General features: G+C 64.3%; 21 protein-coding genes and 2 tRNA genes. 18 read left to right on the forward strand and 5 right to left on the reverse strand.

What is annotated here, in order from left to right; translation table 11 throughout:
* Positions 1-71: 71 nt before the first annotated feature.
* Both olsB and olsA read left to right on the forward strand, forming a co-directional pair.
* On the forward strand, positions 72-857 hold the full coding sequence (olsB, locus tag OEW28_RS17585) for an L-ornithine N(alpha)-acyltransferase (RefSeq protein WP_263736102.1): 786 nt from the start codon (positions 72-74) through the stop codon (positions 855-857).
* Positions 854-1705, forward strand: coding sequence for a lyso-ornithine lipid O-acyltransferase (gene olsA, locus OEW28_RS17590; RefSeq protein ID WP_263736103.1), 852 nt, complete (start codon positions 854-856; stop codon positions 1703-1705). The genes olsB and olsA overlap by 4 nt, the downstream gene beginning before the upstream one ends.
* On the opposite strand, the gene OEW28_RS17595 is transcribed toward olsA, so the two are convergent.
* Positions 1702-2322 (reverse strand): thiamine phosphate synthase, encoded by a 621-nt coding sequence (locus OEW28_RS17595; protein WP_263736104.1) that lies wholly within the window; start codon positions 2320-2322, stop codon positions 1702-1704. The two genes, olsA and OEW28_RS17595, sit on opposite strands and share 4 nt — an antisense overlap.
* 134 nt (positions 2323-2456) lie before the next feature.
* Here OEW28_RS17595 and OEW28_RS17600 point away from each other — a divergent pair, with 134 nt between their 5' ends.
* The 4 genes from OEW28_RS17600 (at position 2457) to OEW28_RS17615 (ending at position 7077) form a co-directional block, all read left to right on the forward strand.
* On the forward strand, positions 2457-3194 hold the full coding sequence (locus OEW28_RS17600; RefSeq protein ID WP_263736105.1) for an RNA methyltransferase: 738 nt from the start codon (positions 2457-2459) through the stop codon (positions 3192-3194).
* Between the two features lie 65 nt (positions 3195-3259).
* Complete coding sequence (gene ctaA, locus OEW28_RS17605; RefSeq protein WP_263736106.1) at positions 3260-4414, forward strand: heme A synthase; 1155 nt, start codon at positions 3260-3262, stop codon at positions 4412-4414.
* Positions 4411-5895 carry a carboxypeptidase M32 gene (locus OEW28_RS17610; protein ID WP_263736107.1) on the forward strand — a complete coding sequence of 495 codons (1485 nt, stop codon included), beginning with the start codon at positions 4411-4413 and terminating at the stop codon, positions 5893-5895. The genes ctaA and OEW28_RS17610 overlap by 4 nt, the downstream gene beginning before the upstream one ends.
* A 3-nt stretch (positions 5896-5898) precedes the next feature.
* The gene (locus OEW28_RS17615) at positions 5899-7077 is read left to right on the forward strand and encodes an MFS transporter (protein WP_263736108.1); all 1179 of its coding nucleotides are present in this window, start codon (positions 5899-5901) and stop codon (positions 7075-7077) included.
* Between the two features lie 3 nt (positions 7078-7080).
* Here OEW28_RS17615 and OEW28_RS17620 read toward each other — a convergent pair whose 3' ends face one another.
* The gene (locus tag OEW28_RS17620) at positions 7081-7869 is read right to left on the reverse strand and encodes an enoyl-CoA hydratase (RefSeq protein ID WP_263736109.1); all 789 of its coding nucleotides are present in this window, start codon (positions 7867-7869) and stop codon (positions 7081-7083) included.
* Between the two features lie 55 nt (positions 7870-7924).
* Here OEW28_RS17620 and OEW28_RS17625 point away from each other — a divergent pair, with 55 nt between their 5' ends.
* From OEW28_RS17625 to rpsI, 3 genes are all read left to right on the forward strand, one after another.
* A complete protein-coding gene (locus OEW28_RS17625; RefSeq protein WP_263736110.1) occupies positions 7925-8347 on the forward strand; it encodes a PaaI family thioesterase in 423 nt (140 codons plus the stop codon).
* A gap of 173 nt (positions 8348-8520) precedes the next feature.
* Complete coding sequence (rplM, locus tag OEW28_RS17630; RefSeq protein WP_263736111.1) at positions 8521-8985, forward strand: 50S ribosomal protein L13; 465 nt, start codon at positions 8521-8523, stop codon at positions 8983-8985.
* 1 nt (position 8986) lies between these two features.
* Positions 8987-9481 carry a 30S ribosomal protein S9 gene (gene rpsI / locus OEW28_RS17635; RefSeq protein WP_263736112.1) on the forward strand — a complete coding sequence of 165 codons (495 nt, stop codon included), beginning with the start codon at positions 8987-8989 and terminating at the stop codon, positions 9479-9481.
* Between the two features lie 66 nt (positions 9482-9547).
* On the opposite strand, the gene OEW28_RS17640 is transcribed toward rpsI, so the two are convergent.
* Positions 9548-10798 carry an aminotransferase class V-fold PLP-dependent enzyme gene (locus OEW28_RS17640; RefSeq protein WP_263736113.1) on the reverse strand — a complete coding sequence of 417 codons (1251 nt, stop codon included), beginning with the start codon at positions 10796-10798 and terminating at the stop codon, positions 9548-9550.
* Between the two features lie 196 nt (positions 10799-10994).
* Between OEW28_RS17640 and OEW28_RS17645 the strand changes: the two genes are divergently transcribed.
* The 3 genes from OEW28_RS17645 to OEW28_RS17655 all read left to right on the forward strand — a co-directional run bounded on the left by OEW28_RS17645 (position 10995) and on the right by OEW28_RS17655 (position 11503).
* Positions 10995-11071 (forward strand) — tRNA-Asp (locus OEW28_RS17645).
* A 29-nt stretch (positions 11072-11100) separates the two neighbouring features.
* Positions 11101-11177, forward strand: a tRNA-Asp gene (locus OEW28_RS17650).
* A 104-nt stretch (positions 11178-11281) separates the two neighbouring features.
* A complete protein-coding gene (locus tag OEW28_RS17655; RefSeq protein ID WP_263736114.1) occupies positions 11282-11503 on the forward strand; it encodes an RND transporter in 222 nt (73 codons plus the stop codon).
* Here OEW28_RS17655 and OEW28_RS17660 read toward each other — a convergent pair.
* The gene (locus OEW28_RS17660) at positions 11500-11967 is read right to left on the reverse strand and encodes a GNAT family N-acetyltransferase (protein WP_263736115.1); all 468 of its coding nucleotides are present in this window, start codon (positions 11965-11967) and stop codon (positions 11500-11502) included. The two genes, OEW28_RS17655 and OEW28_RS17660, sit on opposite strands and share 4 nt — an antisense overlap.
* Entirely contained in the window at positions 11964-13337 is a 1374-nt protein-coding gene (locus OEW28_RS17665) for a M20/M25/M40 family metallo-hydrolase (protein WP_263736116.1), read from the reverse strand. The genes OEW28_RS17660 and OEW28_RS17665 overlap by 4 nt, the downstream gene beginning before the upstream one ends.
* Before the next feature lie 206 nt (positions 13338-13543).
* On the opposite strand from OEW28_RS17665, the gene hemA reads away from it, so the two are divergent.
* From hemA to OEW28_RS17695, 6 genes are all read left to right on the forward strand, one after another.
* The gene (gene hemA, locus OEW28_RS17670) at positions 13544-14767 is read left to right on the forward strand and encodes a 5-aminolevulinate synthase (RefSeq protein WP_263736117.1); all 1224 of its coding nucleotides are present in this window, start codon (positions 13544-13546) and stop codon (positions 14765-14767) included.
* Positions 14768-14879: 112 nt separating this feature from the next.
* Complete coding sequence (locus OEW28_RS17675; protein ID WP_263736118.1) at positions 14880-16103, forward strand: helix-turn-helix domain-containing protein; 1224 nt, start codon at positions 14880-14882, stop codon at positions 16101-16103.
* Positions 16104-16170: 67 nt separating this feature from the next.
* A complete protein-coding gene (gene ispG, locus OEW28_RS17680; RefSeq protein WP_263736119.1) occupies positions 16171-17301 on the forward strand; it encodes a flavodoxin-dependent (E)-4-hydroxy-3-methylbut-2-enyl-diphosphate synthase in 1131 nt (376 codons plus the stop codon).
* Between the two features lie 79 nt (positions 17302-17380).
* The gene (locus OEW28_RS17685) at positions 17381-19195 is read left to right on the forward strand and encodes an ABC-F family ATP-binding cassette domain-containing protein (protein ID WP_263736120.1); all 1815 of its coding nucleotides are present in this window, start codon (positions 17381-17383) and stop codon (positions 19193-19195) included.
* 61 nt (positions 19196-19256) lie between these two features.
* A complete protein-coding gene (locus tag OEW28_RS17690; protein ID WP_263736121.1) occupies positions 19257-20207 on the forward strand; it encodes a polysaccharide deacetylase family protein in 951 nt (316 codons plus the stop codon).
* On the forward strand, positions 20204-21247 hold the full coding sequence (locus tag OEW28_RS17695; RefSeq protein ID WP_263736122.1) for a rhamnan synthesis F family protein: 1044 nt from the start codon (positions 20204-20206) through the stop codon (positions 21245-21247). The genes OEW28_RS17690 and OEW28_RS17695 overlap by 4 nt, the downstream gene beginning before the upstream one ends.
* Positions 21248-21251 lie beyond the last annotated feature (4 nt).

Below are 21251 nucleotides of genomic sequence, written 5' to 3' on the forward strand. Positions count from 1 at the left end.
TTTCGTTGCAAAAGTTGTGCACAGTGCCTAGATCGCGAACACCCGAAGGAGCAACTGTGCTGGACCGGCCGATGATCCCTGACAATTCGCCTTTCTGCATCCGCCTTGCCGAAAGCGAGCAGGACTGTCTTGCTGCGCAGCGCCTGCGCTATTCCGTCTTCGTCAGGGAACTGGGCGGTGATGGCCCGTTGGTGGACCACGTCGGCAGGTTCGAACGGGACGAGTTCGACCCTGTGAACGATCACCTGATCCTGGTCGACAATCGCCGCGACGCCGCAGCCTTGGACCACGTCGTTGCTGTCTACCGGCTGTTTCCCGGCGAGCGCGCCTCGGATTTCGGGCGTTTCTACTGCGACGCCGAATACGATCTGACGAAGCTGAGGAACTGCGGGCGCCGCCTTCTGGAACTTGGGCGGTCTTGCGTTCACCCCGACTACCGCACCGGATCGGCGATGTTCCTGCTTTGGAACGGGCTGTCCGAATACGTTCTGGAGCGCGGAATCGACGTCATGTTCGGTGTCGCAAGCTTTCACGGTACGGATATCGAGCCGCTGAAAACGCCACTTTCCTGGCTGCACCATCATCACCTTGCACCCGAGCCCCTGCGCGTTCGTGCGATCGAGGAGCATTTCCAGCCCATGGATCTTCTTCCCGCCGAAGCCCTGGACAAGCGCGCCGCCCTTGCGGCCATGCCCGCGCTGATGAAGGCCTATCTGCGGCTAGGCGGCTTCGTGGGCGAGGGGGCTTTCGTCGACCACGCCTTCAATACCACCGACGTCATGCTTCTGATGGACACCGCGGCGATGAGCGCCAAGCACAAAGGCTTCTACGTCCGCAAGTTCGAGGCGAAGGTTTGACCACTTGGAATGCGGACGAACCGCATGACCGCGTCCGCATAGGCCCCTTGGGCTGGGCGGTGGCGGGTCTTCGCGGGGTGACGCTTGGCGTGGTGACCTACGGGTCCCTCATGCTGCTGCTTGCCTTGCGCCTTGTCGAGGTGCCGGTCTTTCGTGACCGGCGGCCGTTCACCCCTTACGTCACGCAGTTCGTCTGCCGGTCTGCCTTTGTCATCATGGGAATCCGCTACAGGATTCACGGACAGCCCATGCGAAAAAAGGGTGCTGTCGTGTCGAACCACGCATCGTGGCTTGATATCTTTACCCTGAACGCTTGCCAGCGGATCTACTTCGTGTCCAAGTCCGAGGTCGCGAAGTGGCCTGCGATCGGGTGGCTTGCGCGCGCGACGGGCACTGTCTTCATCGCGCGCGATCCCCGGCAGGCGAAGGACCAGCAGCGCGTCTTCGAAGAACGCCTGCGTGCCGGCCACAGGCTTGTGTTCTTTCCCGAAGGCACGTCCACCGACGGCCTGCGGGTGCTGCCCTTCAAGCCGACCCTGTTCCAGGCGTTCTACACGCACGGCCTGGATCACACCATGCACATCCAGCCGGTGTCGGTCGTCTATCACGCCCCGGTTGGTCAGAAGCCACGGTTCTACGGGTGGTGGGGCGACATGGAGTTCGGCCCCCATTTCATCAAGGCGCTGGCCCCCCTGCGTCAGGGCAGGGTCGAGGTGATCTTTCACGATCCCGTCGCGGTTGACGCCTTTCCGTCCCGCAAAGAGCTGGCGCAGTACTGCGAAGAGGTCGTCCGCCAGGGGCTGGAGTCCCGTCTGGGTCCGACCGCCAATCGAACGGATCGGGCCTAAAGGATCGGGGCGAACAGGGCGCGCGCCGCCTGTGCCGGGTCCTCGGAGTTCCAGATCTCGTCGCCGAAGGCGAAGAAATCGGTGACAGGCGCCAGGCTTTCCACAAGCCCCAGCGTCAGGCCGCCCTCGGCGATCACCGGTACTTCGATCATCGCGGACCACCATTCGAACAGCTCGTGTTCCGCGGCGCCATCCGTGCCAAGCGTGACCGAGCCGACAGGACCAAAGGCCACATAGTCTGCACCGGCCTCGCCCGCGTTGATGCCTTCGTGGCGGGTATTGCCGCAGTAGGACCCGACGATGGCGTCCGGGCCAAGCGCCTTGCGTGCCGTGCGGATCGAGCGCGCGCCATCGTTCAGGTGAACACCGTCCAGGCCATGACGTTCGGCGATCTGGACATGGGTCTCGATCACGGCCGGGATATCGCGTTCGTGGGCGACAAGACGGACCGCATCGGCGGCCCGCGCGATCCGGTCTTCGTCGCGGGTGGACAGCGAAATCCTCAGGCAGGCCGTCTCGACCGCGTCAAGCACCGAGGACAGCGCGTCCGAGAAGGTTTCGAGGTCGATCTCTGCCGGGGTGATCAGGCAAAGTTGCGGGCGGTCATTGTCCGACATGCCGGGCTCCGAAGGGTTGGTTTCCGTTGGGCATTAGCCCAGATCGCGGGCGAAGTCCAAGGACCCGTTTGGCGGGCGTTCTTGTCACGGGCGGGCCAAGATCGTATCAGGCCCGAAACCCGCAGGATCCGCAGATGACAGAAGCCCAACCCGCCTTCGTTCTTGTCCGACCCCAGATGGGGGAAAACATCGGCGCGGCCGCGCGCGCCATGCTGAACTTCGGGCTGAACCGGATGCGTCTGGTCGATCCGCGGGATGGCTGGCCCAATCCGCGTGCGGTCGCGATGGCCTCGGGTGCGGCGGGCAAGGTGCTGGACAACGCCGGGGTCTTCGCGACCCTGCCCGAAGCGATTTCCGACTGCGCCTATGTCTTTGCCACGACCGCGCGGTCGCGTGACCTGACCAAGCCCGTGATGACCCCTGAGCGCGCGATGGAGCACGCCCGCGCGCTGATCGCGTCGGGCCAGAAGGTCGCAGTTTTGTTCGGCCCCGAACGCACGGGTCTGGAGAATCCCGACATCGTGCGGGCGAACGCGATCATATCGATCCCGGTCAATCCCGACTTCGCCTCGCTGAACCTGGGGCAGGCGGTGCTGCTGTGCGCCTACGAATGGCTGCGCCAGGGCGACACCCGCCCCGCCGAGGTGCTTGAGCTTGCCGGGACCGAGCTTGCGCCCGTGATCGAGATCGAACGCCTTGGCGATCATTTCGAAGAACGGCTGGAGCATGCGGGCTTCTTCTTTCCCGCCACCAAGGCGGAGGGGATGAGGCTGAACCTCAGGAACCTGTGGAGCCGAATGCCCCTGACGCGCGCCGACGTCCAGACGCTTCACGGCGCGCTGCGGCAGATCGTGCGCAAGCGCGATGGCTAGACGGGCCGCACCTCTTGAAGCCGCCCGCCGGCGCGCCTAGTGTCCCGCCGATCAAGGAGCAGGACATGGCCGGTCAAAGAAAGCTATTCGAAGAAGTCGCATCGGAAACCAAGGCCGCGGCAACGCCGAAGGGCGGCATGATCGACGCGGGCAAGCGCGGCTCGCGCGGCGCGGTCAGGGCGTGGCTCTTGATCCTTTTCGCGCTGGTCGTCGCGATGATCGCGGTGGGCGGGCTGACGCGGCTGACCGACAGCGGGCTGTCGATCACCGAGTGGCGCCCGGTGACCGGCGCGCTGCCCCCGATGACCGAAGCCGACTGGCAGGATGAGTTCGCAAAGTATCAGCAAAGCCCCGAATACCAGCTTCAGAACAGCCATATGGACCTGGCGGCCTTCAAGACGATTTTCTGGTGGGAATGGGGCCACAGACAGCTTGGCCGCGTGATCGGACTGGTCTGGGGGCTGGGCTTCGTCCTGTTCTGGGCGACCAGTCGCATTCCGGCCGGTTGGACGGGCCGCCTGCTTGGGCTGGGCGCCCTTGGCGGGCTGCAGGGTGCGATCGGCTGGTGGATGGTGGCGTCGGGCCTGACAGGAAGTGTGGTCGACGTCGCGTCCTACCGGCTTGCCACGCACCTGGGCCTTGCGTTCGCGATCCTCGGCCTGATCGCCTGGTATGTCCTTTCGCTGTCGCGACCCGAGGCGCAATTGATGCAGGCGCGCCGTTCACGCGAGCCGAAGCTCTTCTCGATGTCGACGGGCCTGATGCATCTAGCCTTCGTGCAGATCCTCCTTGGTGCGCTGGTGGCGGGGATCGACGCAGGCCGCGCCTTCCCGACCTGGCCGCTGATGGGCGAGAGCTTCTTTCCCGCCGACGCCTTCTACGTTCCTGGTGGCGGTGGCGCCTGGCGCGCCTTCTTCGAAAACCCGGGGCTTGTGCAGTTCGTGCATCGCATGGTGGCCTATCTTGCGCTGATCTTCGGTGCGGTCGTCTGGTGGCGGGGCAGGGGGTCTGCCCATCCGCTGACCAAGGGCGCGTTCGATCTTGTCGGCGCGGTCCTTGTTGCTCAGGTCGTCTTGGGTATCGTGACCGTCCTTCACTCGGCCCCGCTGGGCCTTGGCCTTGCGCACCAGTTGGGCGCGGTAGCGCTTTGGGTCGCGGTGATCCGTGCCCGCCATCGTGCGCAGTATCCCATCGTCCAATCGGTCCGGGGAACGAAATGACCGCATTTGCCGAACTCATGGCCTATCAGCGCGAAACCGAGGCGTTGGGGCAGATCGCCGGCCGGCTGGGCTGGGATCAGGAAACCATGATGCCGCTTGGGGCTGCCGAACAGCGCAGCGAGGAAATGGCGGCGATCGAGGGTGTCTTGCACGCGCGCCGCACCGACCCTCGGGTGGGTGATTGGCTGGCCGGCGCGCAGGCCCCGGACGCCGCGGGACAGCGTTCGCTTGCGCTGATATCGCGCGCCTACGGGCGGAACGCCTGCATTCCGGGCAGGCTTGCCGCGGAAATCGCGCGGGTGACCAGCATGGCTCAGGGCATCTGGGCCGAGGCGCGGGCAAGAAACGATGTCGCCCATTTCCTGCCGACCCTTGAAAGGGTGGTAAGCCTGAAGCGGGAAGCCGGGCAGGCGCTGGCGGCCGGTGGCTTCGGCGGGGGGGATGTCTACGACGCGCTTCTGGACGATTACGAACCCGGCGCGACGGGCGCGGGAATCGCCGCGATCTTCGGCCGGATGCGCCCCCGGCTTGTTGCGCTGCGCGAGGCGCTTCTGGGCGCGCGTCATGTGCCCGAACCCCTGTCCCACAAGTTCGACAAGGCCGGACAGCTTGCGCTGGCGCGAGAGCTTGCATCGGCCTTCGGCTATGACTGGAACCGTGGCCGGCTGGACACGGCCGTGCACCCGTTTTCCTCGGGTTCGGGCAACGACGCGCGCATCACCACGCGCGTTTCCGAAACCGATCCCTTCAACTGCTTCTATTCGACGATCCACGAGGTCGGGCACGCGGCCTACGAGCTTGGGATCGACCAGGCTTACCTGCTGACCCCGCTTGGAGCAGGCGTGTCGATGGGTGTCCACGAGAGCCAAAGCCGGATCTATGAAAACCAGCTGGGCCGTTCTCGCGCGTTCACCGGCTGGCTGTTCGAGCGGATGAGGGAAACCTTTGGCGATTTCGGCGTGCATGACGCCGATACGTTCTACCGCACCGTCAACCGCGTGCAGCCCGGCTTTGTCCGGACCGAGGCGGATGAGGTGCACTACAACCTGCACATCATGATGCGCTTCGACCTTGAGAGGCAGCTGATGTCGGGCGCGCTTGCCGTCAGTGATCTGCAAGAGGCCTGGAACGCGCGTTTCCATGCCGACTTCGGCGTCAAGGTCGACAAGCCGGCGCATGGCATGCTGCAGGACGTGCATTGGTCGGTCGGCCTTTTCGGCTACTTCCCGACCTATGCCCTTGGGAACGTCTATGCCGGATGCTTGAACAAGGCCCTGCGGGCGAACGTTCCCGATCTTGACGCGGCGCTTGCCCAGGGCGATGCCGCGCCCGCCACCGACTGGCTGCGGGAAAATCTGCAGCGCCACGGGGGCCTGTATGAACCCGCCGAGGTCGTTGCGCGTGCCTGTGGCTTTGCGCCGGACGAGGGGCCGCTGCTGGACTATCTGGAAGCGAAGTTCCAGGCCCTTTACGGGCTTTGACCGATGTCGCGCGATGAAAGCCGCGGTGTCTGGATCCTTGCGATAGGCCAGACCGCGGGCTTCGCGTCGCTGATCTACATGTTCGGGGCGATCATCCTCGCGCTTGAGGACGGCAGCGGGTGGAGCCGGGCCCAGCTTGCGCTTGGCCCGACGCTCGCACTGCTGACGCAGGCCGCGCTTGCGCCGTTTTCGGGGCGGCTGGTGGATGGCGGGCATGGCGGCCGGCTTCTGGGTGGCGCGGCGCTTCTGGGGGCGGTTTGCCTGGCGCTGCTGTCGCAGGTGGGGCATCTGTCGGCGTGGTACGCGCTCTGGATCGTGATCGGCGCGGCGCAGGCGGCAAGCCTGTACGAAACCTGTTTTTCCTTCCTGCTGCGCCGCTTGGGGCCGGAAGCGCGACGCGGGATCATCCGTGTCACTCTGGTGGCGGGTCTGGCCTCAAGCTTCGCATTCCCGATCGGAGCATGGGCCGGCGAGGTTCTGGGTTGGCGCGGCGCCATCCTGCTGTTCGCGGGCGTGCAGCTTCTGATCACCTTGCCCGCCAACCTGCTTGGCGTCCGGTTGCTTCGGCGTGGCGAAAGGCGCGGGGTAAACCGGACCGAAGTGCATGCAGGCAGAGTGCGCGCTGCGCTGCGCCGGCCAGAGTTCTGGGCACTTGCGACCTATTTCGGGCTCATGATGGGAAACCACATGATGCTGACGACCTATGCCCTGCCGATCCTGACCGATCGCGGTGCGGCCCATGCTCTGGCCGTTCTTGTCGCGTCCGCCGTCGGGCCGATGCAGGTGGCGGGCCGCCTGATCCTGACACTGCCGGGGCTGCGCGCGGGAACTGGAACCATCGCACGCGCCATCGCACTGGGGATGAGCGCCGCAAGCCTCGCCTTGCTGGTGGCCACGGGTAATCCATGGCTTTTCGCGATCTACGCGGTGGGGCAGGGCGCCTCGATCGGGGTGCAGTCGATCCTGCGTCCGCTGATCACGGCCGAGGCGTTGGGGCAGGAAAACTTCGGCGCAATCAGCGGGGCCCTGGCCATGGCGCCGCTGGCGGCGGGGGCTGTCGCGCCGTTTCTGGGCGCGCTTCTGATCGGCGCGGGGGGTGTTTCGCTGCTGCTGGCGGTCACGCTGAGCTTGGCGCTTCTGGCCTTCGCGATCGCGTTTTGGCTCAGAACGCGCGGGATCTGAACCCTATGACCAGTCCGGCTTGCGCTTTTCGATGAAGGCGCTGATCCCTTCCTCGGTGTCGCGCCAGAGCATGTTTTCGACCATGACCGCGGCGGCGTGATCGTAGGCATCGGCGCGCGTCATCTCGATCTGGTCGTAGAAGGCGCGCTTGCCGATCTTGACCGCCGCCGACAGTTTGCCGGCCACGGTTTTGGCCAGAGCCCATGTTTCCTGGGCCAGCGCTTCGTGCGAGACGACGCGGTTCACAAGCCCGACCTCGGCCGCGCGGGCGGCGTCGATGAACTGGCCGGTCGTCAGCATCTCGAACGCGACCTTGCGCGGCACGTTGCGCGAAAGCGCCACCATCGGGGTCGAGCAGAACAGCCCGATGTTGACGCCGTTCACGCCAAACCGCGTGCCTTCGGCTGCCACCGCCATGTCGCATGAGGCGACCAGCTGGCATCCCGCGGCGGTCGCGATGCCATGGACTTCGGCAATGACGGGCTGAGGCAGAACGGGGATCATCTGCATCACGTCAGAACAACGGGCGAACAGGTCGGCAAAGTAGGCGCGGCCCTTGTCCTCGGCCTGGCGTCCGGCCTGCATCTCCTTCAGGTCGTGGCCCGCGCAAAACGCCTTGCCGGCGCCCTTCAGGATCACGACGCGCGTTCCACGATCTTGCGCCAAAGTCGCGAACGCATCCTTGAGTGCCGCCAGCATCGCGTCGGAAAGTGCGTTCAGGCTGCCGGGATTGTTCAGCGTCAGCGTGGCGATCCCGTCCCGGTCATCGCGCAGAAGGATGGCGTCGGTCATCTTGTCATTCCCTTTTGTTCGCGCAACCTTAGGCCGCGATTTGGCAGGAGGGAAGATGCAGGCGGTGATGAATGCGGAGGAGCTGTCCAGCTTCATGATGCGGGAGTTTCCCCAGGTGAGCGGCGACTTCGCGATCGAGCAACTGACTGAAGACGGGATCGTCATGCGCCTGAAGGTCGCCGAGCGGCATCTGCGGCCGGGCGGCACGGTGTCGGGGCCGAACATCTTCGCGCTGGCCGATGTGGCGGTCTATCTGGCCATCCTGTCCCGGATCGGGCCCGTGGCGCTTGCCGTCACGACCAGCGGCGGCATCGACTTCCTGCGCAAGCCCGAGGCTGGCCGCGACCTGATCTGCGAAGCGCGCCTGCTGAAACTGGGCCGCGTGCTTGCGGTGGGGGATGTCCTGATCCGCTCGGACGGGCTGTCAGACCTGGTCGCGCGCGCTAACATGACCTATTCCATTCCGCCCAGTCGGTAGAACGGATCGAAATTGTGGGGTATTTTTATACCTATTTTTTAACACATTGAAATAGAACACATTTTCCAGAAGTGTGACCCTTGACGTGGCGCGAGCTTTGACGGAAAAGCCCGCATCGAATTCTGGAAGGTCCGCTCGGGCGTTCCGAATGATCCCGAACCAAAGGGCTGACAATGAAAACCTATACCGCGAAACCGGCGGAGATCGAGAAGAAGTGGATCCTGATCGACGCTGAAGGCGTCGTTCTGGGCCGTCTTGCCGTGATCGTCGCCAACCGTCTGCGTGGCAAGCACAAGGCCACCTTCACGCCGCACATGGACATGGGCGACAACGTGATCGTCATCAACGCCGACAAGGTGCAGATGACCGGCAACAAGCGTGCCGACAAGCGCTACTACTGGCACACAGGCCACCCGGGCGGGATCAAGTTCCGAACCGCCGAGCAGGTGCTTGACGGCGCCCACCCCGAACGCGTGGTGATCAAGGCCGTCGAGCGCATGATCTCGCGCAACCGCCTTGGCCGTCAGCAGATGTCGAACCTGCGCGTCTACGCAGGCGCCGCGCATCCGCATGAAGCCCAGCAGCCTGAAGTTCTCGACGTCAAGTCGATGAGCCCGAAGAACACCCGGAGCGCGTAAGATGGCCGACGAAATCAAATCCCTCGACGACCTGAAGTCCGCGGTTGCCGGCAAGCCGGCCGCGACGGCCGCTGCCGAAGAAGCCCCGCGTGAGCCCGTTCGTGACGCGCTTGGCCGTTCCTACGCGACCGGCAAGCGCAAGGACGCGGTTGCCCGCGTCTGGATCAAGCCGGGCTCCGGCAAGGTCACCGTGAACGGCAAGGAAATGGCCCAGTACTTCGCCCGTCCGGTGCTTCAGATGATCCTGAAACAGCCGTTCCAGGTCGCGAATGTCGAAGGCCAGTTCGACGTGATGGCGACCGTGGCTGGTGGCGGCCTTTCGGGTCAGGCCGGTGCGGTCAAGCACGGCATCTCGAAGGCGCTGCAGCTGTACGAACCCTCGCTCCGTGGCGCGCTCAAGGCCGCCGGCTTCCTGACCCGCGACTCGCGCGTGGTCGAACGGAAGAAGTACGGCAAGGCGAAGGCCCGTCGCTCGTTCCAGTTCTCCAAGCGCTAAGCTTTCGGGACAGCAGAAATGCAAAACGGCCGCGGGTTTCCGCGGCCGTTTTCCTTTGGCCGGGTCTCAGCCCGCGACCTCTTCCACCGCATCCAGAAAGCGGGCCACCTCTGCGGGGCTGTTGTAGTGGCAGATCGATGCGCGCACGCAGGACTCCATGCCTAGCGGGGCAAGGATGTTGCCGCAGTAGTGATCGTTAAGTCGAATATGCGTGCGGATGCCGCGCGCGTTCAGGTGGGCGACCAGATCGCGCGCCGGAACGGCGTCCAGGGTGAAGGACACCACGCCTTCGCGTCCTTCGCCCTGCCCGCCGATAAGCGTCACGCCCGGCATGTCGGCCAACCCGCGCCGGTTGCCCTCGCCCTTGAGGATCGCGCCCATCAGCGCGGATTCGTGATCGTGGATGGCGGCCGCCGCCGACTCGATCCGCGCGCGGGGTGTGTCGCCGCCGCCCGTGATGCCGCCCAGCCAGTCGAAATAGGCCACGACATCCGAGAAGGTCGCATAGGCGCCCGCATCGCGCGTGCCCTGTTCCCAGTTGCGGGGTGAGCCTCCGACCACGCTTTCCTTGGTGAAGCCGGTCAGGCGATCCGACGCCCAACCAAGACCGTAGCCGTGGCGCGAAAATACCTTGTAGGGCGATATGGCATAGCCGTCGATTCCGTAGCCGGCGATGTCGATGTTGCCATGGCTTGCATGCTGGATGCCATCGACGATGATCAGGCAGTCCGGCGCGGCCTTGCGGATCATCGCGGCGATGCGGGCGACGTCGACCGCCATGCCAGTCACGGGCGAGGTCTGGACGATGGTGGCCACGCGAAGGTCCGGCGTCAGCTTTTCGGCGTAGGCCTCTGGCGTGACGGTTCCCGTCGCGTCGTCATGCGCGACAAGGATGTGCGGGCGTCCAGTGACCTCGGCCCATCGCGCCATGGCGCTGCGCGAGGCGGGGTGCTCAAGCGTCGATCCAAGCATGGCGCCATCGTCTTCGGCCCCAAGCGCGGCGGTACGGATCAGGCGGAAAAGAACCTCCGTGCCGCTTTCGCCGACGAAGATCTCGCCCTCGGGGGCATTCAGGAACAAGCGGGCGTCGGCCTTACCCTTGGCGATCGCCGCCATCAGCGCGCGCGACGCGGCATTGTCGCGCCCCTGGTTGTCGGGATAGCCCGCATAGGCGGCCGAGGTCTCGATCACCGACTTCAGCCGAAGCGCACCGCCCGCGTTTTCGAAGAAGACGCGAGGCCCCTCGAACGGGCAGGTTTCGACATGCGCGAAGCGGGCGCGGATCGCGTCCAGGTGCGGCATAAGCGGGCTTTGCATCGTGCTGAGTCTCCGGTGGTGTCGAGTCGTCCCGTCGGACGGGCCGATAACATGGGGCGCGAACGGCAAGGTCAAGCGCGCGTCCACGAGCGTCTGGAAATTCCTTTGTGAAATCGTGCCAGGGCCGCTTGACGGGGGGGCGCGGGATGCATATTACGCATCCCACGCTCGGGCGGCGATCCGGGCGGGTGGACACGCGGTTGTAGCTCAGTCGGTTAGAGTACCGGCCTGTCACGCCGGGGGTCGCGGGTTCGAGCCCCGTCAACCGCGCCACCATCCGGATCGCCCGAGAGCTGACCAGCGCGGTTGTAGCTCAGTCGGTTAGAGTACCGGCCTGTCACGCCGGGGGTCGCGGGTTCGAGCCCCGTCAACCGCGCCACTTTTCCTTCCTTGTCGGATGTTGTCGCCGCAAGGCGCGCGCTTTCGCCTCAGTGCGGGAAGCGTGCCGTTCGGCTATCAGGTCGCAAAGCGACGGAGCGATGCATGGAATTGCTGGACAAGATCCCTGTGAACATCGCGATTCTGGCGGCGCTGACGCTGGGCCTTGCCCCCTTCGTGCCCGAGCCGCACATCTGGGAAAAGCTGAAGATGTTGGCGGCGGGAACGCTGACGCGGCCGATCGACATTTTCGACCTGCTGCTTCACGCGGCGCCCTGGCTGGTGCTGATCGCCAAGCTTGTGCGGGTGGCCCTGGCGCGCAGCTAACCCGTCAGATCGGCACGATAGCGAATGTGGCCATCGGGGCTTGCGAATCTGTCGTAGAGCTTGCGTGCCGTGACATTCGTTTCCTCGGTCATCCAGTAGATGCGGGTGCAGCCCCTCGCGCGGCCGATATCCACAAGATCCCCGATCAGCGCACGCCCGATCCCCCCGCCGCGGGCAGCGGGGGTGACGAACAGATCCTCCAGGTAAAGGTCGCCGGTGGCCACCCAACTGGAATCATGGACCTGCCACAGCGTGAACCCCGTCGGCGCCCCGTCCAGTTCCGCCAGCCTGAGCGACATGGGGTGTGCGGGGTCCATGATCCGCGCCCATGTGCGTGATGTCACGGAGTCAGGAAGGTCCTTGTCGTAGAATGTCAGAAACTCTGACCAGAGCCGCCGCCAGCCTGCCTCGTCCGCGGCGACTGCGTCTCGAATCACTAGCCCTTCGGGCAGGTCGGGTTTCATTTCGCGATCCGGTCCAGAATGCGGGCCCAGCTGCGAATCCCGTGATGGAAGCTCGACAGGTCGTATTTCTCGTTCGGAGAGTGGATCTGGTCATCGTCCTTTCCGAACCCGATCAGCATCGCGTCCATGCCAAGGATGGATTTGAAATAGCCCGCGATCGGGATCGATCCACCCGCGCCGACGAAGGCGGCGGGGCTGCCCCATTCCTCGCTCAAGGCGGCGCGGGCCGCTTCGAACGCGGGATTGTCGATTTCCATGACAGAGGCGGGGCTGCCGTCGGGGTCGGTCCAGACCAGTTCGCAATCGGCGGGCAGCTGCGTCTCGATCCAGCCGCGGAATGCGGGCAGGATCTTGTCCGGGTCCTGCCGTGACACAAGCCGGAACGAGACCTTCGCATGGGCTTCGGCAGGCAGAACGGTCTTGAAGCCCGCCCCGGTATAGCCCCCCCAGATCCCGTTCACCTCTGCTGTCGGGCGTGACCAGATCATCTCCAGCGGTGTTCTTCCGTCCTCTCCTGCGGGAACGGACAGGCCCACGTCGCCAAGGAACGTCCCGTGATCGAACGCCAGAGACTGCCACTGCGACCGGATCACCTCTGGCAACTCGTCCACATCGTCGTAGAAGCCCGGCACCTGGACGCGTCCGTGGTCGTCGTGCAATCCCCCCAGGATCCGTGTCAGAACATGGATCGGGTTGCGGGCCAGACCGCCATACATTCCCGAATGCAGGTCGCGGCTGGCGGCGCGGATGGTGAACTCGATCCTGGCCAGTCCCCGCAACATGGTCGTGATCGCGGGGCGCGCGGATTCGAACAGGCCGGTGTCGCAGATCAGGGCCAACCCCGCCGAAAGTTCATCGCTGTTGTCCTTGAGGAACGGGACAAGCGAGGGGGAACCCGATTCTTCCTCCCCCTCAAGCAGGATGGTCAGGCGGCAGGGCAGGGTGCCATGAACCGTCTTCCAGGCGCGGCAGGCCTCGATGAAGGTCATCAGCTGCCCCTTGTCGTCGGACGATCCGCGCGCACGGATGACCTTGCCCTTGGGGGTATCTTCGATCGCCGGATCAAAAGGATCGCGGTGCCACAGGTCCAGCGGATCGACGGGTTGCACGTCATAGTGACCGTAGAAAAGCAGATGCGGGCCGCCTTCACCGCCATGTGCCACGACCATAGGATGGCCGGGCGTGGCGCGGGCGGATGCCTCGAAGCCCAGCGACTTCAGGTCTTCCACCAACCAGTCGGCGGCCTTGGCGCAATCGCCCCGGAAAGCCGGATCGGTTGATATGGACGGGATCCTCAAAAGGCTGAAAAGCCGGTCGAGTGCTTCGGGAAGGGTCTCGTCAATCCGGGACAGGACGGCGTCAAGGCTCATGGTCGGCTCCTGGGAACATCGGCGCGGGCAGGGTATCAGGCGCCCGTGCCTTGTCCAGATTCCGCGGCACTTGGGCGTGTTCGGATGAAAACGCCCTGCGCGGCAAATTGTACACTCGCCACGGGGCGCTTTGACCTTTATCAATGCCGCACGCGAACACCGGCCATAATAAGGCTGGGAACGGGACGGCGCCTGAGGAGACGGAAATGGATTTCAACGCACAGCTCGACGCGGCGCTCAAGCGGCTGCACGATGAAGGCCGCTATCGCACCTTCATCGACATCGAACGTCGTCGGGGCCATTTTCCCAAGGCGCTGTGGAACAAGGCCGACGGGTCGCAGCGGGAGATCACCGTCTGGTGCGGCAACGACTATCTTGGAATGGGGCAGCATCCCGTCGTTCTGAATGCCATGCACGAGGCGATCGACGCGACAGGCGCGGGGTCGGGCGGCACGCGCAACATCTCTGGCACAACCGTGTACCACAAGCGGCTTGAGGCCGAGATCGCGGATCTGCACCGCAAGGAAGCGGCGCTGCTGTTCACATCAGCCTATATCGCCAACGATGCGACGCTGTCGACGCTGCCGAAACTTTTCCCCGGCCTGATCATCTATTCGGACGAATTGAACCACGCCTCGATGATCGAGGGGATCAGGCGCAACGGCGGCGCGAAGCGAATCTTCCGCCACAACGACCTTGCCCATCTTCGGGCGTTGCTTGAGGCTGACGATCCGGCTGCCCCGAAGCTGATCGCCTTCGAGTCCATCTACTCGATGGACGGTGACATCAGCCCGATGAAGGCGATCTGCGACATCGCCCTGGAATTCGGCGCGCTGACCTACCTGGATGAGGTTCACGCCGTCGGCATGTATGGCCCGCGGGGCGCTGGTGTCGCCGAGAAGCTGGGGCTTATGGGCCGGATCGACATCATCAACGCCACGCTGGCAAAGGCCTATGGCGTCATGGGCGGATATATCGCGGCGTCGGCCAAGATGGTCGATGCGATCCGTTCCTATGCCCCGGGCTTCATCTTCACGACCTCGCTTCCGCCGGCGGTTGCGGCGGGGGCGGCGGCTTCGGTCCATTACCTGAAGACCGGACAGGAGTTGCGCGACCAGCAGCAGGAAAACGCCCGCGTCCTGAAATCGCGGCTCAAGGCGCTTGGCCTGCCGATCATCGACCACGGAACCCATATCGTGCCGGTCCATGTGGGCGATCCGGTGCACTGCAAGAAGATCTCCGACATGCTGCTGGAACACTACGGAATCTATGTGCAGCCGATCAATTTCCCGACCGTTCCGCGCGGGACCGAGCGTCTGCGCTTCACGCCCTCTCCGGTCCATGCGCCCGAGGACATCGACAGACTGGTCAAGGCGATGGATGCGCTGTGGTCGCATTGCGCGTTGAACCGCCAACAACTCAGCGCATAAGGCTTCGGCGGTCGCAATCCGCCTTGCTCTGTGTTATGAAATCCTGAATACGGCTGAAAGCTATGACCCGAATCGTCGGGCATGATGGGGATAAAGGTCCAGGGGCAGGGGCATGATCGGGCGGAGGTTTCATCCTTCGACGCAGGGCGCGGACAAACCCAAAGGGTTTGACGACTATGATCTGCGCCTTGGCGACGTGATGCGCGGAGAGCGCGCGACGCTTGCCAAATCTCTTCTGGACGTTCAGCGCGAACTCAAGATCAAGGCCAGCTATATCGCGGCGATCGAAAACGCCGACGCTTCGGCGTTCGAAACGCCGGGCTTTGTCGCGGGCTACGTCCGTTCCTACGCGCGCTATCTTGGGATCGACCCGGAATGGGCCTACGCGAAGTTTTGCGTCGAGGCGAATTTTGCCGTTCATCACGGCATGTCGCCCGCGGCTTCGGGCCCCAAGGTGCGCCCGCAGCGCGAGCGCCTTGAAGGATCCGATGCAATCGCCGCGCCCTCGGTCCCGTTTGCCCCGAGAGGGGAAGCGATCCTTTCCAACATCCAGCCGGGCGCGCTTGGTTCGATAACCGTGCTGCTCGCCCTCATCGCCGGCATCGGCTATGGCGGCTGGTCGCTTCTACAGGAGGTGCAGCGCGTGCAGCTGGCACCTGTCGAACAGGCGCCCGGCATCGTGGCAGAGCTTGACCCGCTGGCGACGGCAGGTGCGGCGGGTTCAGATCAGTCGATGATGTCCGACATGGATGTCGCGGGGCTGTCCGCCAACGATGGGCCGACATCGCCGGAAATCTATGACCGCCTTTACCGACCCCAGGCGCTCGAAATGCCCGTCCTGGTGGCACGCGACGGCCCGATCGCAGCGATAGACCCGCGAACCTCCGGCGCCTTGGCCGAGGTTGCCACGGGGGCGGAACTCGCACCCACCGGCTCCATTCCTGCACTGGGTGAGACCCCTGTTCAGGTCGTCGCCGATGTCGCGCCGGGGGTCGAGATCCTAGCCGTGCGCCCGTCTTGGGTGCGGGTATCCGCCGCGGATGGCACGGTCCTGTTCGAAAAGATCCTCGATGCGGGTGAGCGTTACGCGGTCCCGATGATGGAGGAAGCGCCGTTGCTGAGGGCCGGCAACTCCGGTTCTGTCTACTTCGCCGTCGCGGGCCAGACCTACGGACCGGCAGCGGAGGGCGCGCAGGTGGTCAAGAACCTGGCGCTGACCCCGGAATCGTTGACCGGGGCCTTTGCCGTGGCAGACCTGTCGCAGGATGCCGATCTTGCGCGGTTCGTTGCCGTCGCCTCGGCCAGCGTGGTGGAAGTTCCGGTCGCGGATCAGTAGCCCGCATTGCCCTCTGGCGGTCAACGCACTATCTAGGCGCTGACCCCGAAGGGATGCGAGGCCGCACATGTCTTCCGATCACCTGAACCACGTTCGCCCCTGGCGAAACATCTACCGCCGGAAGTCGCGACAGATCATGGTTGGCAATGTCGCCGTTGGTGGCGATGCGCCGATATCCGTTCAGACGATGACGAACACCCTCACCTCGGACGTGCGGGCCACGGTCGAGCAGGTTCAACGCGCCGCGGCCGCGGGGGCGGATATCGTGCGCGTGTCGACCCCGGACGAAGCATCGACCCGCGCCCTGCGTGAAATCGTGGCGGAAAGCCCGGTCCCCATCGTCGCCGACATCCATTTCCACTATCGCCGCGCGATCGAGGCAGCCGAGGCGGGCGCAGCCTGTCTGCGCATCAATCCCGGCAACATCGGCTCTGCCGCGCGCGTGAAAGAGGTCGTGAAGGCTGCACGCGATCATGGCTGTTCGATCCGGATCGGAGTGAACGCGGGCTCGCTTGAGCGGCATCTGCTGGAAAAATACGGGGAACCGTGCCCCGAGGCGATGGTCGAAAGTGGCCTGGACCATATCAAGCTGCTGCAGGACAACGATTTCCACGAATTCAAGATCAGCGTGAAAGCGTCCGATGTCTTCCTGTCCGCCGCAGCCTATCAGCAGTTGGCGGAGGTTACGGACGCGCCGATCCATCTGGGCATAACCGAAGCCGGTGGGCTTGTTTCGGGGACCGTCAAATCCGCGATCGGGCTTGGAAACCTGCTTTGGATGGGTATCGGCGACACGATCCGCGTCTCTTTGTCGGCGGACCCGGTGGAAGAGGTGAAGGTCGGATACGAGATCCTGAAATCGCTGGGCCTGCGCCATCGTGGGGTCACGATCATCTCGTGTCCGTCCTGCGCGCGGCAGGGCTTCGACGTCATCAAGACGGTGTCCGCGCTTGAGGACCGTCTGGCGCATGTGACGACCTCGATGAGCCTATCGATCATCGGCTGCGTCGTGAATGGCCCGGGCGAGGCGCTGATGACCGATATCGGTTTCACCGGCGGCGGCGCAGGTTCCGGCATGGTCTATCTGGCGGGCAAGCAAAGCCACAAGCTGTCGAACGAGCAGATGATCGACCATATCGTCGAGCTTGTCGAAAAGCGCGCCGAGGAGCTTGAGGCGGCAAAGGCTGCGGCCGAGTAGCTGCCCTACGCTCAAGTATTTGCAGCGGTGGCGTTGCGGGGCCGTTGACGCCCTGCGGGCCACCGGTTAGCTGAGCGCCATGGCACGCGCACCTCTTCTTCAGCTTTCCGGCATCTCTCTCACCTTTGGTGGAAACCCCGTTTTCGACGGTCTGGACCTCGTGGTCCAGGCGGGCGACCGAGTGGCCTTGGTGGGGCGCAACGGCTCGGGCAAGTCGACGCTGATGAAGGTCATGGCGGGACTGGTCGAACCCGACCAGGGCGTGCGGACCGTGCCGCCCGGCGTCAGCGTGGGCTACATGGAGCAGGAACCCGACCTGTCGGCGTTCGCCACGCTTGGCGAATTCGCGGCCTCGGGACTGCCGGAGGGGGAAGACTACCGTGTTTCCGTCGTGGCCGAGGGGTTGCGTTTCGATCCCCAGACACCGATCGCGGCGGCCTCGGGAGGAGAGCGGCGCCGTGCTGCGCTGGCCAAGCTGCTGGCCGAAGCGCCGGAGCTCATGCTTCTGGACGAACCGACCAACCACCTGGATATTCAGGCGATCCGGTGGCTTGAGGACCAGTTGCGCGAAACCCGCGCGGCCTATGTTATCATCAGCCACGATCGCGCCTTTTTGCGCGCGCTGACGAAGGCCACCTTGTGGATCGACCGGGGCGCGGTGCGGCGCAACGAAAAGGGCTTCGAGGCGTTCGAGGACTGGCGCGAAACTGTGTGGGCGGAAGAGGATGTTGCGCGGCACAAGCTTGAGCGCAAGATCAAGTCCGAGGCAAAGTGGGCGGTCGAGGGGATTTCGGCGCGCCGAAAGCGAAACCAGGGTCGCGTCCGCGCGCTGCAGGCGCTGCGGGCAGAGCGCGCGGCGATGATCCGGCGTCAGGGCACCGCCGACATGGCGTTGGAGACCGGTCAGGTTTCCGGGCGCCTGGTCATCGAGGCAAAAGGAATTTCAAAGCAGTACGGTGAAAAGCTGATCCTGCGTCCGTTCGACCTGACGGTGCTGCGGGGCGACCGGGTGGCCTTCGTCGGGCCGAACGGGGTCGGCAAGACCACCCTGCTCAAGATGCTGACCGGAGAGATTGCGCCCGACACGGGCACGGTCCGTCACGGCACCAACCTCCAGATCGCCGTTTTCGACCAAGCCCGCGCTGCGCTTGATTTCAATATGTCGCTTTGGGACGGGCTGGTGAACGATCCCGAGATGTCGGTGTCCGGCCGGTCCGACCAGGTGATGGTGCGCGGGACGCCCAAGCACGTCGTTGCCTACCTCAAGGACTTCCTGTTCGACGAAGCGCAGGCGCGTGCCCCCATCGGGTCACTGTCGGGCGGAGAGCGCGCGCGGCTGCTTCTGGCGCGCATCATGGCCAAGCCGTCGAACCTGCTGATACTCGACGAGCCGACGAACGATCTTGATGTCGAGACGCTGGATCTTCTGCAGGATATCCTTGGCGAATATGACGGGACTGTTCTGCTGGTCAGCCACGACCGCGACTTCATCGACCGGGTTGCGACCACGACCGTCGCGATGGAAGGCGGCGGGCGGGCTGTGGTCTATGCCGGTGGATGGACCGACTATCAGGCCCAACGGGCGGAACAGGCGCCGGAGCGCGCCGCGCCCAAGGCATCGCCAAAGTCGGTTCCGGCTGCTGAGGAAAAGGTCAGGAAAGCCGCGCAAGGCCTTACGTTCACTGAAAAACATCGGCTTGAGTCGCTTCCGGACGTAATTGAAAAGCTGGAAGCCGAAATTCGCAAGCTGACGGATTTCCTGTCGGACCCCGATCTGTTCCAGAAATCACCCGATAAGTTCCGCAAGGCATCCCAAGGCCTGGCTGAACGACAGGCCGCCTTGACGGCGGCCGAGGAGGAATGGTTGTTGCTGGAAGAAAAAGCAGGCGCGTGAAACGGCGCTCGCCCTGCGCCGGTGCTGGTCGGCGCTTGATCTCAATCAGGAAGGAGCCTTGATGTCCGTTCCCGTCATTCTTGCGATCGATGTCGAACCTGATGAGCGCGTCGTGCGCAAGACGCGCGAAGGCTGGCCCGGCTTTCCGATGCTGGTCGAGTTGTTGATGGACCGTCGCGCCCGGCTTCAGGATGCAACAGGAAGGCCGGTTTTCTTCAACTGGTATCTGCGGCTCGACCCGCAGATCGAGATCGCCTTCGGTGACGCCGGTTGGGTCTTCGACCGCTATGGCGAACTGATCGACCGCGTCTGTTCGGCCGGCGACAGCCTCGGACTGCATGTGCACACTTGGCGGCCTGTTCGTCGGTTCTTTCGCAACACCTGGCTTGCCGACTTTGAAGATGCCGAGTGGATCCGGCATTGCCTTACGCTAGGGCTCGAAACGTTCCGCAAACGCACGGGGGCGTTTCCCGCGACGATGTCCTTCGGCGACAATTTCATGCACGAAAGCGCCCTGCAAGTCATGAACGAGTGCGGCATCAGGGCGGATTTCTCGATGAACCCGGGCATGAAGCCACGCAAGGCGTTGGGAAAGGGCGAGCTGAGCGCCGGCATGCTGCCCGACTACCAGTCCACGCCGCGGCACCCGTTCAAGCCCTCGTCGGCCGACTTTCGCGTTCCCGGCAAGACCAACAACGCGTTCTGGGAGGTGCCCGTCACCTCTGGCATCGTCGGCAAGGACAAGGACGGCAGTGACCGCTGGGTGAAGCTGCTGTGGGGCACCAATCCGGACTGGGTAGGTGGTATCACAAGGCAGGCGCTGTCAAGGCCATCGCCCTACCTGTTTGCAGAGTGCCGCACCGATGTCCTGACCCATCCCAAGACGCGGGAACGTTTCCTGTGGGCGCTTGATCACTATGAAAGCCTAGCCCGCGAAGGCGATCTGGAGTTCATGCGCCTCGAGTCCTTCTGCGACCGGCTCGAGCAGGAGGCGATGGTCGTTTCCGCATGACGCCTCTCTGGAAGATCCGGCGAGAGTTGACGCGGATCTGGCGTCAACTGGTGTTTCTGCCGATGCACCCGGTCGAACAGGCATGGTTTCGGCTGCATCCCATGTTGTTTCCGGGCGTGTGCAGGGTTCACCAAGGCGACCAGCGGCCGGCGAAGGACATCGCGGTCTTTCTGATCCACCAGCCGCGGGGACTGCAGGAAACGGTGATCGCCACCTGTCGTCATCTGGGCGCAAGTGGATATGCCGTGCATCTGGTATCGAACGCGCGCCTTGAACCGCACTCTGTTCAACGCCTACGGCCCCTATGCAGCCGCATCATCGAACGCCCAAACCACGGCTACGACTTTGGCGGATACAGGGCCGCGATCCTTCGGCTGCTGGAGGAGGGAACGACACCGGAAAACCTGCTGCTGCTGAACGACTCTGTCTGGTTTCCGGCGCTGAAGGGCTGCGATCTTCTTGATCGGCTGCGCCAATTGGAGGCGGACGTCACGGGGCCGGTTCATTATCGACACCGCACGGCACGGCGTTCGCACCTCCAGTCATACATGGTGAATTTTTCTGCGCGCGCGTTTCAAAGCGAGGCATTCCGGGACTTCTGGACCGGGTACGCGATGTCCAACAACAAGGTCCGCACGATCCGCAACGGAGAGATGCGCCTGACCCACGCCCTTCGCGAGGCGGGGCTAGGCATAGGCGCGGTCCATGAAGCCCATGTGGACCCTGACTTGCGCCGATTGTCCTGCGGCGATCGGACGGATCTGCCGAGGTTGGCGCAGGCCACCGAATTGGCGTCCGAGGCAGGGTTTGATCCCGGCCGGTGGTCCGACGGGGGCGAGGATCGGAACGGGGGGTCCACATACCTCTTGTCGCAGCACCCCCGAATGACCTTTGGTTTTCTTGGTTTCCCGATCCTCAAGAAGGATCGCACTGCAATCTACCGCGCGCAGCGCGCGGCCCTTCTGGGCCCCGCAGCATCCGATCTGCGCGACATGATGGAGCCAGAGGTTCTGGCCGCCGTACGGGACTGGGACGGCTGAGCGG

The organism is Albidovulum marisflavi (genome assembly GCF_025751435.1).
Classification (GTDB): domain Bacteria; phylum Pseudomonadota; class Alphaproteobacteria; order Rhodobacterales; family Rhodobacteraceae; genus Albidovulum; species Albidovulum marisflavi.